Annotated in this window: 12 protein-coding genes and 1 pseudogene; 10 read left to right on the top strand and 3 right to left on the bottom strand. The window is 65.2% G+C overall.

From position 1 onward, the window contains the following. The 4 genes from AC4BGE_RS12270 to AC4BGE_RS12285 are packed head-to-tail and all read left to right on the top strand — an operon-like array spanning position 1 to position 3,186. Positions 1–582 (top strand): hypothetical protein, encoded by a 582-nt coding sequence (locus tag AC4BGE_RS12270; RefSeq protein WP_490575454.1) that lies wholly within the window; start codon positions 1–3, stop codon positions 580–582. Beyond that, a complete protein-coding gene (locus tag AC4BGE_RS12275) occupies positions 579–887 on the top strand; it encodes a hypothetical protein (protein WP_490571294.1) in 309 nt (102 codons plus the stop codon). The genes AC4BGE_RS12270 and AC4BGE_RS12275 overlap by 4 nt, the downstream gene beginning before the upstream one ends. Beyond that, the gene (locus AC4BGE_RS12280; RefSeq protein ID WP_490575455.1) at positions 884–2,671 is read left to right on the top strand and encodes an alpha/beta hydrolase; all 1,788 of its coding nucleotides are present in this window, start codon (positions 884–886) and stop codon (positions 2,669–2,671) included. Before AC4BGE_RS12275 ends, AC4BGE_RS12280 begins: the two co-directional genes overlap by 4 nt. Continuing rightward, positions 2,671–3,186, top strand: a complete 516-nt coding sequence (locus tag AC4BGE_RS12285; RefSeq protein WP_490575456.1) for a hypothetical protein — start codon at positions 2,671–2,673, stop codon at positions 3,184–3,186. The genes AC4BGE_RS12280 and AC4BGE_RS12285 overlap by 1 nt, the downstream gene beginning before the upstream one ends. A 3-nt stretch (positions 3,187–3,189) precedes the next feature. On the opposite strand, the gene AC4BGE_RS12290 is transcribed toward AC4BGE_RS12285, so the two are convergent. Together AC4BGE_RS12290 and AC4BGE_RS12295 are read right to left on the bottom strand one after the other, a co-directional pair. After that, positions 3,190–3,708, bottom strand: a complete 519-nt coding sequence (locus AC4BGE_RS12290; protein ID WP_490575457.1) for a hypothetical protein — start codon at positions 3,706–3,708, stop codon at positions 3,190–3,192. 155 nt (positions 3,709–3,863) lie between these two features. Further along, on the bottom strand, positions 3,864–4,424 hold the full coding sequence (locus AC4BGE_RS12295) for a Dps family protein (protein WP_490575458.1): 561 nt from the start codon (positions 4,422–4,424) through the stop codon (positions 3,864–3,866). 93 nt (positions 4,425–4,517) lie between these two features. Between AC4BGE_RS12295 and AC4BGE_RS12300 the strand changes: the two genes are divergently transcribed. The 5 genes from AC4BGE_RS12300 to AC4BGE_RS12320 all read left to right on the top strand — a co-directional run bounded on the left by AC4BGE_RS12300 (position 4,518) and on the right by AC4BGE_RS12320 (position 8,858). Further along, complete coding sequence (locus tag AC4BGE_RS12300) at positions 4,518–4,925, top strand: VanZ family protein (RefSeq protein WP_490575459.1); 408 nt, start codon at positions 4,518–4,520, stop codon at positions 4,923–4,925. A 711-nt stretch (positions 4,926–5,636) separates the two neighbouring features. Continuing rightward, positions 5,637–5,954 carry a DapH/DapD/GlmU-related protein gene (locus AC4BGE_RS12305; RefSeq protein ID WP_490575522.1) on the top strand — a complete coding sequence of 106 codons (318 nt, stop codon included), beginning with the start codon at positions 5,637–5,639 and terminating at the stop codon, positions 5,952–5,954. Positions 5,955–7,121: 1,167 nt separating this feature from the next. After that, positions 7,122–7,811 carry a hypothetical protein gene (locus AC4BGE_RS12310; protein ID WP_490575460.1) on the top strand — a complete coding sequence of 230 codons (690 nt, stop codon included), beginning with the start codon at positions 7,122–7,124 and terminating at the stop codon, positions 7,809–7,811. Positions 7,812–8,071: 260 nt separating this feature from the next. Then, the gene (locus AC4BGE_RS12315) at positions 8,072–8,344 is read left to right on the top strand and encodes a hypothetical protein (RefSeq protein ID WP_490575523.1); all 273 of its coding nucleotides are present in this window, start codon (positions 8,072–8,074) and stop codon (positions 8,342–8,344) included. Positions 8,345–8,378: 34 nt separating this feature from the next. Further along, the gene (locus AC4BGE_RS12320; RefSeq protein WP_490575461.1) at positions 8,379–8,858 is read left to right on the top strand and encodes a transposase; all 480 of its coding nucleotides are present in this window, start codon (positions 8,379–8,381) and stop codon (positions 8,856–8,858) included. 78 nt (positions 8,859–8,936) lie between these two features. Here the strand turns inward: AC4BGE_RS12320 and AC4BGE_RS12325 are convergent. After that, positions 8,937–9,329: pseudogene (locus AC4BGE_RS12325) on the bottom strand (UDP-glucose 6-dehydrogenase); the annotation flags it as partial. A gap of 427 nt (positions 9,330–9,756) precedes the next feature. Here AC4BGE_RS12325 and AC4BGE_RS12330 point away from each other — a divergent pair. Continuing rightward, positions 9,757–10,764: a glycosyltransferase family protein gene (locus AC4BGE_RS12330; RefSeq protein WP_490575462.1), complete on the top strand. Its 1,008-nt coding sequence runs from the start codon at positions 9,757–9,759 to the stop codon at positions 10,762–10,764. Positions 10,765–12,785 lie beyond the last annotated feature (2,021 nt).

The raw sequence follows: 12,785 nt of genomic DNA on the forward strand, positions 1-12,785 counted from the left end.
ATGAGCGACAGCGACGACCAGCGTCCCTCACCGGGTCACCACGGCCGGGCGGCCGCCCGGGTGGTCACCGCCGACCCGTTCTGGTCGGTGGTGCGACGACGGCACCTCGACGTCGAGATCGTGGTCCTGCCGACCGAGGCGCGGGTCGAGACCCCGCCGGGGGCGCCGGCGGCGGACCCCACGGAGGTCGCGGCGCGTGAGGACCACGACGTACGCCGGGCGTGGGTGCGGCTGGTGGGCGACCTGGGCGACGTCCACGCGGACTGGCGGGCGCGCTGGGTGCCGGGCGGGGCGTCGGACCGGGTGCGCCGCGAGATCACCCTGACGGTCGACCGGGCCGACCCCGTGACGGTCGCCGCCCGGCTGGAGACCGCGGCGCAGACCCTGCGCGAGGACGGGTGGCAGGTGCTGGTGCCGCCGACCGGCTTCCCGCGGGTGATGGCCGGGCGCGACGGCGAGCTGGGCCGCTCCGAGCTCTCGCTGGTGCTGGTCCCCGAGGCCGGGCGGCTGGTGCTGCGGGTGCGCAGCGCCGACCACCCGGTGGGCGAGGCGACGGCACGCGAGCTGGCGGTGGCCTCATGACCCACATGGAGTGGGAGATGGCGGCCATCCAGCGCGGCATCGGCCGGTGGGAGGAGCTGGAGACGCTGATGACCGAAGCCGCCGAGGAGCTCGGCTCTGCGCCGACGGGCGGGGTCGCGCCGAGCGTCCAGGGGGCGGCGTCGGCGTTCCTGTCGGCGTGGACGGGCTATGCCAAGGAGAGCCAGGCGATCGCGGTGGGGTTCACCGGCGCGCTGCGCGCCTCGGTGGCCGACGTGGTCGGCACCGACTCCGGCCAGGCCTCCGACTACAGCCAGCTCGACGGGCGCCTGGGGCCGCAGCGATGAGCACGGTGACGATCCTGGTCCCGGCGGAGGTCGCGGCGATCCGGCGGCCCGGCGGCAACCCGGGCAGTGCCGACTCGCTGGCCGAGGCGCTCTACGCCGCGGCCGGGCGCTACGAGGAGTTCGGCGACTCCGCCGCCTCGTTGCAGAGCATGGAGGACGGCTGGTGGGGTGAGGCCTACGTCGCCTACCGGGAGGCCGCCGGCAAGGCGTCGGGGGAGCACGCCTCGATGGCCGCGACGGTCAAGCGGATCGGCCACGCGGTCACCTCCTACGCCGACACCCTGCGCGACCTGCTGCGCACCCACGAGCAGCTCCAGGACCGTCGTACGACGCTCAACTCGCGGCGCGACGTGCTGGTGGCCGACATCGCGGCCACCACCGAGGCGACCCCGGCGCAGATCGCGGAGCTGAAGAGCCGGGCGCGGGACCTCACCCGGGCGGTCGACGACCTGGTCACCGACCGTGACGTGCTCCTCGCCCAGGTGCAGGCCGCCGAGGACCTGCTGCGTCGCTCCTTCGAGGCGGCCACCGACCTGGGCGACGCGCTCTCCGACCTGGGCGGGGTCAGCGACGCCGCCAGGGACGCGATGGCCAAGCCCGGCGCGCCCGGCCCCAGCTCGAGCCCGGAGCAGGTCCACGACTGGTGGGAAGGGCTCACCGACGCGGAGCGGGAGGCGGTCACCTCGGCCTACCCGGAGGTGATCGGCGCCGCCGACGGGCTGCCGGCCGGTGCCCGCGACGACGCCAACCGGGTGCTGCTCGACGGCGACCTGGCCCGGCTGGCGGCGAAGGAGGACGACGGCACCCTGACCCCGCTGGAGCGCAAGGCGCTGGCGAACGCCCGGGCGACGGAGAGCGCGCTGAAGAGCGCGGAGGGCTATGACGACCCGCTGCCGGGCGGCGGCAGGCCGGGGGCGCAGCTGTGGCTCTACGACCCGACCGCCTTCGAGGGCGACGGGCGGGTCGCGGTCGCGATCGGCGACCTCGACACCGCCGACGACGTCGCGGTCTTCACCCCCGGCATCACCACCGACATGGGCAAGGTCGACGACTACACCAGCGAGATGTACAACCTCTACGAGGCGACGCGCTACAACGGCGACGGATCGAGCGTGGCGACGATGTTCTGGCTGGGGTACGACGCACCCGACAGCCCCGTCGACATGGCCACGCTGACCGAGGGCCGCGCCGAGGACGGCGGCCGACGCCTCGCCGACGCCATCGACGGCCTGCGGGCCAGCCGGGGCGACGACCCCGATGACCGGGCGCACCTGACCGCCGTGGGGCACAGCTACGGCTCGACCACGACGTCGTACGCGACGGGCAAGTTCGACCTCGACGCCGACGACGTGGTGCTGGTCGGCAGCCCCGGGGCGGGTCCGGCCGAGCACGCCGACGACTTCAGCGTGGGGCGCGACCACGTCTACGTGGGCCGCGACAGCCGCGACATCGTCGCGGTCCTGGGTGACGAGGGCTGGGCCGGCAAGGCTGGGCTGGGCCTGGGCAGGGACCCGTCGGAGGACGACTTCGGCGCCACCCGGTTCGAGGCGGAGCGGGTGGACCGTGAGGACATCCGCAACTGGGGCGACGCCCACTCCAACTATCTGTCGGTGAACACCGAGTCGCTCTACAACATCGGCCTCATCGTCGACGGCCACGGCGACCAGGTCAACGAGGCGGAGCACTCCTACGACCCGTTCTTCGGCTCTCCGGTGGACCCGGAGGTCGACCGGGAGCCCACCCAGGGCGTGCCCGGCAAGTCGCAGACGAGGGAGGACGACTGATGGGCGGGGTGCGGACCCTGGTCGGCGGTGCCATGCTGGTGCTCATGCTGGGTGCGTGCGGCGGCGAGCCCGATCCCGAGGAGTCCCGGGCGGCGCTCTCCCAGGCGCAGGAGCTGGTGGAGAGCCGGTTCCGCGACGCCGTCGAGGTGCTCGGGCAGGCGGGCTTCGAGGTCTCCGAGGCCGACGCGGAGTGGCGGGTCTGCGGGGTCGAGCCGAAGAGCTCGATGCAGGTGCTGGGCGGCGGCACCCTGACCGGTGGCGAGGGTGAGGCCGCGGCCCGGGTGGCCGCGGCCTCCGACGCCCTGGTGGCCGACGGCTGGGAGGTCGAGAACGCCGCCGACACCCCCCGCCCCTACGCGATCTTGGTCGACGGCGAAGGCGAGGAGAAGGTCCGGCTGAACGTGCAGGAGTCGAAGTTCGAGGCCGGTCGGGTCAGCCTCGGGATCAGCGGGGCGTGCGTGGAGTCCGGGAGCGAGGACTCCGAGCGGCTGGGGCAGAAGTTCGACCTGCTCTGAGGCTCACAGCCTCTGGCACTGGCCTTCCTTGTCACCGGCGACCCGGTTGCCGGCACCGGCCGGTCGGGGGCTGTTGTCCTCGCACTGCAGGTTGCCGTCCACCGCGTTGCGGCGCACCACGAAGCGCCCGTTGTCCTCGAGCTGGATGTCGCCGTCGACGACGGTGCGCACGATCCGGCCCTTGCCGCCGTCCTCGAGCTGGATGTTGCCCCCGACGCGGGAGCGGTCGCCGTTGCGCGGCTTCACCACGACGCGCTGGAACCCCTCGCCCTGGATGTCGCCGTCGACGCGGATGCCTCTGGCGACCAGCGTCCCGCCGCTCTCGACCTCGATGTTGCCCTCGATCCGGGTGCCGTTGAGCCGGCAGGTGACGTTCCGCGGGACGACGAGGTTGTCGTCGAGGGTGGTGGCGCCCAGGGTGCCGCGGCAGCTGACGTCGTCGGCGTACGCCGGGGCGGCGACCAGGACGCCTCCGGCGGCGAGGAGGGGGAGGGTGGCGAGGGCGGCGATTGTCGTCTTCATGGCGAGGAGGGTCCCCGGCGCGGGTGAACGGATGGTGACCGGGGAGTGAAGGGTCCGCCCGGGGCGGGCGTCGCACCGGAGAAGAGCAGGAGACGACCGCAGCTCCGAACCCCTTCTCGGGGCCGGAGCTGCGGAGTCGTAGCGAGGAGCGGAGACTACTTCTTCTTGCTGCCGCCCTTGGCCTTGGACGCCGCCTGCTTCTCCGTGGAGGCACCGGCGGTGCTCAGCTGACCGGCGGCGTTCTCCAGGTGGGCGCGGACGAACCAGTGGAACTGCTCGAGCTCGGAGGTCTGGGAGATGAGCAGGTCCTCGGTGATCGGGTCGAGCTCACCGGCCTCCTCGATCGCCTTGCGGTTGTCCTTGATGATGCCGACGTAGACCAGGTCGAGCGCGCCGAGGTGGGCCTGGGCGGTGTCGCGCCCGATGGAGTACTCGTCCCAGGAGCGCGCCTTGACCAGCGCGCCGGGGGTGCCGATCGGCACGCCACCCATGGTGGCGATCCGCTCCGCGGTGTCGTCGGCGAAGTTGCGCACGGCCTCGACCTGCGGGTCGATCATCTCGTGGACGCCGATGAAGTTGGGACCGACGACGTTCCAGTGCACGTGCTTGAGGGTCAGGTGCAGGTCGTTGTAGGCGTAGAGCCTGTCCTGCAGCGCCTTGACGACGGTCTCGCTGTCCTTGGCGGTCATGCCGGGCACGTTGTAACCGGTGGCCATCTGTATTCCTCCTGTGGGTTGGTTCGAGTCGGCCTGTACCCAGTCGGGGGGATTGCTGAACAGGCAGCCCCACGCACCCGCCACACTGGGGCGGTGACCCGACGCCCGCTCCTCCTGCTCCTGGCCGGGTACGTCGTCTTCCTCGCGGGCGTGCTCTTCCAGCCCGACGCCTCGCTGGCAAACCGGGTGATCGCAGAGACCCGCGACGTGCTGCTCTGGATCGGCTTCCCGCACGAGCTCGCAACTCCCGGCCGGGTGCAGTTCGGTCTCAACGCGTTGATGTTCGCCCCGCTGACCCTGTTGGCCTCGCTCACGCTGCCGAAGCACCCGTGGGCCAACTGGGTCGTCTATGCGTTTGTCGGCTCGTTAGCGATCGAGCTGACGCAGGGGCTGCTGCTGCCGATCAGGAGCGCGCAGTACGTCGACGTGGTGGCGAACACGGCTGGAGGGTTGCTGGGGATACTTCAGGCGCTCCTGCTTGGTCAGCGAGCACGGCCATAACCTTGGGTCAGCACCTTATCTGCTCGTTCGCCTCTAAGAGCCGATACAGGGTTGTCCCACTCCGCTCGATCGCGAGGAATCAGCCCGTGCGTTCACTGAGGGACGTCGGTCCGCGCTTCACGCGAAGTTCGAACCCGTGCCTTCATTTCGCTCACCGGCCGCGCTGCAGGCCGAGCAGTATTTCTCCCGTGTCTCTGTGCGGTCATGCGTCGCGTATTTCGAGCCGTGGCCGCGCATCGTCCGCGTGATGCTTGAGAACACCTCAGAGGATGGCTTCGCCGAACGTAGAGCCGAAATGATGCTTGACTGCTTGGTGACTCCGCGACCTTACGTTCTACAGGCGGCGAGCGAAGCGCCTTGGGCGCCGACGCGAATCAGGCGAGACACGCTCTGCCATTTCGTGGAGATAGCTGGCTTCCAGACAGGGGGCGCTAAGGTGGCATGCGTGACTTCCTTTGGCCGGCGCGCGGCTCGCCGTATCGAGTCAGACTTGTAATCGACTCTGCTTCGCAGACGCGGGGTGACGGTTGGAGCGGGCGTGCGGTTCATGGGACGCCGATCATCGACGTCGCACGTGGAGCGCAAATAGAGATTGGAACTCGCAGTCGGTTCATCTCTGACGTATCAATGGCGACGCTTGGTATCCAACACCCGGTGATTTTGAGGGCCATGCTGCCCGGCGCGCACCTCGATATCGGAGCGGATGTAGGGATGACCGGTGGGGCGATATGTTGCGCATGCAAAGTTACAATTGGAGAGGGCGCTCCGATCGGCGCGGACGTCATAATTTCAGACACTGACTTCCATCCGCTGGATCATCCCAAGAGAAGGTATGCAGCTCTTCCTTTCCCTAAACCCGAGGACGAGGTCAGGATAGGACGGAATGTCTTTATCGGAACCCGTTCGATCGCCTTGAAGGGTGCGCGGATAGGACACAATTCTGTGATCGGTGCGGGCTCCGTTGTCTCCGGTGTATCCCGTCCGATGTTGTTGCCGCAGGGGTGCCTGCGCGACCCATTGGGAAGCTGAGTGCGATTGCGAAGAAAGAAATCGACTAGGATGGAAGCGGCCGCTCACTCCGCCGCGCGGCACAGCGTGGAAGTGAGCGGTACGCCGACCGGGCTCGCCGACTGCCTGACTGCGTCATCAGGCTAAGCGACCTGCCCTTCTGGCTCCTCCTCGGAGGCGGCGTCTTGCACTCGATGCTGTCACCATGGCGGGCTGGAATGCGGCCCCTCACAATGGGTTCGGGTGCACAGCCACCGAACGCACCAAATGCGCGACGGGATGGCCACCGTGGCAACCACCTTCCGAGAACGTCGCGGTGCCGCCGCCTGACCAAACGAAGTCGGGCTTTCGGCGTTGCGATCTGCGAGTACTCGTTCCACAGGTGGCCCAAGAACGGCTCTGACAGCTCGTCTGGAGGCAGAGCCGGTGCAGGCGTATAGAGTGACTGGGGTGACTGCGACGACCTCGACATCGGAGGACACAGAGGGGGATCTTCGTCGGACGCTAGCGTCAATCCCGATCGCTGTGACTGCGTTCGGCCTACTGGCCGTCGGGGGGCCAGCGCTCACTGACGCTTTCACCCCGCGCACCGAGGGGCCTTGGCCACTTGCGATGCTCGTCATGGTGTGGGCCGCTGTGCACCTCGCTATCCTCATTGCCAGGGCCGCGCCAAGTTTGTATGCCGCTTCAACGTGGTCATTCGTCTATACATTCTTGGGCCTCGCCCCCCTGTTACAGATCCGATTGAATATCGATCCTGACACGACGCCCTACGTGCTCGACAATACGCAACGCACAGCGCTGTTAATAGCGCTGACTGGCCTAGCCGCTCTTGAAGCGGGGTCTTGGTTGGGACGTCGCCAAGGGCTAGTGCAAAGTTCACCCGCGGGCAGGGTCATTTCCGAATCTCGGACCCGCGTGATGGTCCTAGTGTGCTTTATTGTGGTTGGCTTGGTCGTCCATCGAACGGGCCTCGCTCCGATGTTCACAAGTCGAGATGCACTGAGCATGGCCCGCTCCGCAGCATTCCCCAACTCCGCTATGGCGGGTTTGGCCAGCGGATTTGCGCTCGCCCTTCCCCTCGTAACGTTCCACGCATTAGTCTGGATAAGACGTCAGGCGCGCGCAAGAGGACAGCGTTCTCCGCTAGGCCTAACGACCGTAAGCGTAGGGCTACTACTCATCCTCGTGAACAATCCGGTGAGCAGTCCTCGAATCATCTTTGGAACCGTGCTCCTGAGCCTTGCTGTACTCGCTGGTGCGACCGCAACACGGGCCCGAACACGCGCCACGCTCTTGGGGCTTATCGGTGGACTAGTGGTGATCTTTCCCCTTTCAGACATTTTCCGCCGTAGCTCAGGTGGTACAACGCGTGCCTTCGAATTCTCACTACTGGCCAAGAGTGGCGACTATGACTCTTTCGCGCAGTTATGTAACACCGTCTACTATGTCCGGACGCACGGGTTCGAGGGTGTTCAGCAGGCATTAGGTGCGATGCTGTTCTTTGTGCCGCGGAACTGGTGGCCGAGTAAGCCGCTAGACACAGGAGTGCTGCTGGCGGAAGCGCGTGGATATGGTTTTACCAACCTATCTGCACCGCTGTGGGCTGAGGCCTATATTGCAGCGGGATTCGTCGGCGTAATTGTTGTACTGTGCCTCTTAGGTTATGTGCTCGCAAAAAGCGACCGCGCGTTTACTCACACCATATCCACCGGAGGAGCTTCGGCGATCGCTGGGGCGATTATGCCGTTCTACATGGTGATCGTGCTCCGGGGATCCCTGTTGCAGGCAATGGCGAATGGGACCGCCTTGCTCATATGTATCTGGCTAGTCTCTGAGAGGCCGAGAGGTGCAACTAGTGGCGCGTGTCGGAAATAGATAGATGGTTGAGATCTGAAATCCTGCGGCATGGCGAATCGCCCTGCTCCTGCTCTTGTCCTTCGCGGCGGTGACCGTGCGGACCTTGAACGCTGGAATCGTTCGAACCGGGGCGGCGCGACGGCAGCCAAAACGCGCACGGATCGTTAGGCTGGCCGCTGACGGCGTCGCCAACACCGCGGATCGCGGAGCTGACCGACGCGACCGTGACCACGGTGCTGAACTGGCGCGGGCGCTATGAGGAGCATGGGATCGCGGGTTTGGCGAACGTGCCACGTCCTGGCCGGCCTCGCCAGCTGGTCGACCCGGCTGCTGGCCCCGATCGGCTCAAGGTCCCCAACACCTCGACCGCACGAGCGTGGCGCTCTTACGGGGTCAATCCATGGAAGGCTTACGGGGTCAATCCATGGAAGGCCGAGTCGTTCCGGTTCTCCACCGACCCCGAGCTGGTCGGCAAGGTCACCGACATCTGCGGGCTCTACCTGGCCCGGCCGGAGAACGCGATCGTGCTGTCATCGATGAGAAGTCCCTGATCCAAGCTCTGACCGGACCGTGCCGATCCTGCCCATGCAGGATGGCCGAATCGAGCGCAGGTCGCACGACTACTACCGCCACGACCAGTACCCTGTTCGCCGCCCTAGACATCGCCACCCGGAGTTCGTAGCCTTCCTCAAGCAGATTGAGCGGACCTACCGTCACGTCCTCGACGAGGACGGACAACCGGTCCAGCTGCACCTGGTGATGGACAACTACGCCGCCCACAAGCACAAGAACGTCCGCGCGTGGCTCGCCGAGAACCCCCGGTTCGTCGTGCACCTCACCCCTACCCACGCCTCGTGGATGAACCCGGTCGAGGTCTGGTTCGGCATCGTCGAACGCCAAGCCACCCGCCGCGGCGTCTTCAAGTCCGTCAAGGACCTCAACGCCAAGATCCGTGCGTTCAGCGACGGCTGGAACGACCGCTCACATCCCTTCGTCTGGACCAAGACCGCCGAACAAGTCCTCGCGAAGGCCAACCGTCCGACCACCTCAAATCCGCGCCACTAGTCGACTCTAAACTCAATTTGACGGTCAGATTGCATCTCTCCAAGTGCGAGGCGGTGGACTGCTTGATCCGCCTCATGATCCCTGGACGGAGGAGGAGCGGAAGTTGTCCGAGCCGGCCTTCATGATGAGCCGGTGGATGCCGACCACGGAGGGCTTCCGGTCGAGGATGTCGAAGGCGATGAAGTCCTTGCGGGTGCGGTTGGCCTCGACGATGGCCGAGATGAGGGTCTGGGGGACCTCGGAGTAGTTGGCGAGGAGCTGCTTGGTGTCCTTGGGCAGGCAGTAGCCGCCGTAGCCGAAGGACGGGTTGTTGTAGTGGGTGCCGATCCGGGGGTCGAGGCCGACGCCGTCGATGATGGCGCGGGTGTCGAGGCCGCGGGTGACGGCGAAGGAGTCGAGCTCGTTGAAGTAGGCGACCCGCATCGCGAGGTAGGTGTTGGCGAAGAGCTTGATGGCCTCGGCTTCTGTGGAGTCAGGGGCCACGGAGCCGTCCTACTCGGACGCGGGATGAAGCCTACGTCATATAATGGAGGATCATTAGCGCTGTACCCTCTTCCAATGGGATCGAAGTGGACCGTAGGGTACAGAATCGCTCGCTAGCGGAGTGATGAACTGCGCTTACGCTCGGAAAGTTGTCGCGTTACGTTGACAGCCAATGTGCCTCTCGTCTCCGCGCGGTCTTGGAACGCCTGTCAGCCCCTCAGAGAATCGGTGTATGAGTGTGTCGCTCAATTCCAAATCAGTTCTGACGCGTGTGCGTGATCTGCCAACCCATCTGCTGAGCGAACGATGGAGACGGCGGCCCGGTGGCCGCTCCCGCAACCCGGAACGCAGCACACAGGCGCCCAAGAACATCTTAATCGCTGAGTTGAACGCGACGGGGCACCGCCTTTACTATGTGCGCCTGCTGATTCGATATTTAATGAACAGCGGGGAAAACGTAACCCTGCTACTTCCCGATACGCCTGCGGCGCGCCAAGCCTTCGATCTCCACTTGACGGCGTATAGGAAGAACATAAGCTTGATATTTTCGGACGAGGCGACTTGGCGACAAGTTGAAGTGGCTGCACAGATGACTATGGCGAACCTAACGGTTGTCCCGGACGCGGATCGGCATCTGAAGGCGCTGTTCCTGAGGAGAGGATGGCGTGCACCAGGGGATTTGTCCCTCCTGATTATGCGAAGCCAGGCTGACAGGGAGGGTGGCGTTGTCCTTGGCCGAATTAAGTGGGCCGTGAAGTGGGCTCTGCTCTTGTCGCTGAATTGCTGCCGCACGATTCGAGTTAAGACGCTGGGCAGCGTATCTGCGACATCGAGTCCGTTGCCTATAGTGCAGGATCCCGTGAGTTTTTCGGCGAAACCTTCGAATATCACAAATCTGAAACGAGATTGGTCCCTCGACTCGTCAAGAGTGTGGTTCGGCATTCTCGGTGCAGTATCCCCTAGGAAGAACGTTCCGCTGGTTGTCAGCGCGCTGGAGGGCGTCGCCCTTGCCAAGCCGGTGGGGCTGCTGGTTGCTGGCCAGATTGCCCCCGAGGTTTCCGACTTCCTACGGGATCATGAGGAGTGCAGTTCTCGCCGCGTCAGGACGGTGGTGGTTGACCGTCTCTTGGATGAAGTTGAGTTGGATTCAGCAATTGGGGCCTTAGACGTCGTTGTCCTAGCGCACTCGAACGAAGGGCCTAGTGGGCTATTCGGGAAGGCGAGAGCGGCAGGCACTAGGGTCCTCGCGGCAGGCGCACATTCTTTGCGGCGAGATTGTGACGCCGTGCCAGGTCAGGCGACTTGGGCACAGTTGGAGCGGAGCGCAATCATGTCCGCGATTGAGCGGGTTATGAGTTTCGACGAACCCAACCCATCCGGTCCCTTGGACGAAGACGACTTCGCGAGAGCCTTGATCAGTTGACGCCACGTAAAGGGTCCATCAATGCACAGGCTCTTGGGCTCGCTTTCGGCACCGGTTTGGGACAAGTGATCACTGCCGCGATGTACCTAGTCGCAGCCGCACAGGCAACCCCTTCCTCCTTTGGGGGAGCGGTGACGGCTTTGGCCTTAGGAACGGTGGCCGCCGGAATTCTCGATTTCGGTACAAATAGCCTCTGGGTGCGGGAGATCGCGGCCAGTCGGCTGAGCGTCCGCCAAGTGAGCTCGAGATACATAGGCAAGGCCACTCTTGCTGGCTTGGTTGCCATCCTTTGGGCAGGGACGATTCTAGCATTGCGGCCCGATTCCTGGCTCTTGGCAGCGGCTGGACTTGTAGCGTTCACAACGGTCCTGATTCAGTCCACGTGCGTGCCCCTGCGCGCAGCCCAGCAGGCGCCCCTAGTTGGTTTGCTACAAGTGATTGAAAGGACGCTGGCTGCTTGCGCCATGGGTGCCCTGTGGTCGGCCGGCTGGCCGCCGGAAGCCTCCCTTGTGGGGGGTTTGTGCGCTGGAGCCCTGATGGCAACTGTTGTTGCCGTCCTGTGCACCCCTCTGGGCATCAGATTCCGTTGGAGCTGGCGAGGGACGAATCCTTGGCACGGTTCGGCGGCTTTTGGCTCGTTCTCGGTAGCGACGAGCGCTCAGGGACTGGATGTCGTTCTGCTTGGAATAGTGGCGGGTCCAAATGCTGCAGGCATATACGGGGCAGTGAATCGCTGGACGGCGCCTCTCGCCCTAGTGGTTAACGCCTTCACGCAGGCGATGCTGCCGATCGTCGCGCGAGCCCACAGTGCATCCCAAGCACTGCGTTCGGTGATTCCCGGATTATGGATAATCGGCCTCGCAGTCGCGGCAGCACTAACTGTGGCTGCTTCCTCCAAATGGGTAGTCGGAATACTTCTCGGACCTCATTATGCGGACTCTGCGATGGTGCTGACAGTGCTTGCGATTGGAACGACTGCGGCCATCGGCAACCAGCCTGTTGCGGGGTTCTTGCAAGCGCGGGGATTCCAGCGTGCAGTGGCTGCTGCGATGGGTTTCGTGGTCGCCGTTCAATTGTTGATAACGGCACTGGTTGCATCCAATTGGGGTGCCCTCGGGGCCGCTACCGCGTTCGCCGTGGCCCAAGCGCTGCTCCTCAGCGTCCTGACCGCGCTGGGTCTTCGCCTTCTTAGTAGGAGGCGGGTCCTTTCAGGAGAGTAGGTCGCTTATGCAAGGCTGCGCCGAGGGCGCGTGTCTACTTCGGGCCCAAGGGTGGCCCTTGCGTTTACGGCTGGAATGGCCCTATGGGCGAGTTTGAGCGCCTCCGGCGTGTCCGGAGAGTTTGGGGTGCCGCAGGAATGGTGGAGCCCGGATGATGGATTCTGAGCCAAGGTTGATCGAGCCTGCGCTTCGAACAGGCCTAGGGGAAGGAATTCCAGTGCGGAGTGGAGCTGTCGGTTGTGCCAGATTTCCAGGTCCGTCGAAGACCGCGTTCTCGTAGGCCAGCGTGCGCGATCCAGGAGCTCGACCTGCATGCGGGACCAGAATGTCTCCATCAAGGAGTTGTCGTAGCAGTCGTTGATCGGCCCTTCCAAGCGTCCAACCCGCCCCCCCCCCGCGGGGCAACGCCCAAGGAGGTGGATTCCATACCCTGATCGGAGTGGATCGCCGTGCAGGGCAGCTGTACCCGGTCGAGACGCCTGTCGATGGCCGTCCCAAGGCGCTGGTCACTATCGCAGCGGTGTGTGTGGAGTCGATCGACCATCCGATTACGCGTCGGGAGCAGGTGTCGAGCACGTCGGCGCAGTGGACCTTGCCCTCGCGGGGCTTGGATTCCAGCCGTCCCAGCAACGGTCATGGTCAAGAGACGTCATATTAAGCAGCGAGTCGCTCAGTTGGGTGTCTCGATCGAGCGACTTTCGGGGGCCGGCCGTTGAGCTCGTCGGCGTCGTGCTGGAGTTTGTCGATCGTCAGTTTGGACTGGTCGACACCCTTGGGGAAGTACTGCTGCAGGCGGCCGAT

It is taken from the genome of Nocardioides sp. Z50_6, from assembly GCF_058215755.1.

Excerpts from the sequence above, each read along its gene's own strand:
- AC4BGE_RS12290 (WP_490575457.1), bottom strand. The coding sequence starts at position 3,708 with ATGAAGACGACAATCGCCGCCCTCGCCACCCTCCCCCTCCTCGCCGCC.
- AC4BGE_RS12320 (WP_490575461.1), top strand. The coding sequence starts at position 8,379 with ATGCAGGATGGCCGAATCGAGCGCAGGTCGCACGACTACTACCGCCAC.
- AC4BGE_RS12270 (WP_490575454.1), top strand. The coding sequence starts at position 1 with ATGAGCGACAGCGACGACCAGCGTCCCTCACCGGGTCACCACGGCCGG.
- AC4BGE_RS12285 (WP_490575456.1), top strand. The coding sequence starts at position 2,671 with ATGGGCGGGGTGCGGACCCTGGTCGGCGGTGCCATGCTGGTGCTCATG.
- AC4BGE_RS12295 (WP_490575458.1), bottom strand. The coding sequence starts at position 4,424 with ATGGCCACCGGTTACAACGTGCCCGGCATGACCGCCAAGGACAGCGAG.
- AC4BGE_RS12305 (WP_490575522.1), top strand. The coding sequence starts at position 5,637 with ATGACCGGTGGGGCGATATGTTGCGCATGCAAAGTTACAATTGGAGAG.
- AC4BGE_RS12275 (WP_490571294.1), top strand. The coding sequence starts at position 579 with ATGACCCACATGGAGTGGGAGATGGCGGCCATCCAGCGCGGCATCGGC.
- AC4BGE_RS12280 (WP_490575455.1), top strand. The coding sequence starts at position 884 with ATGAGCACGGTGACGATCCTGGTCCCGGCGGAGGTCGCGGCGATCCGG.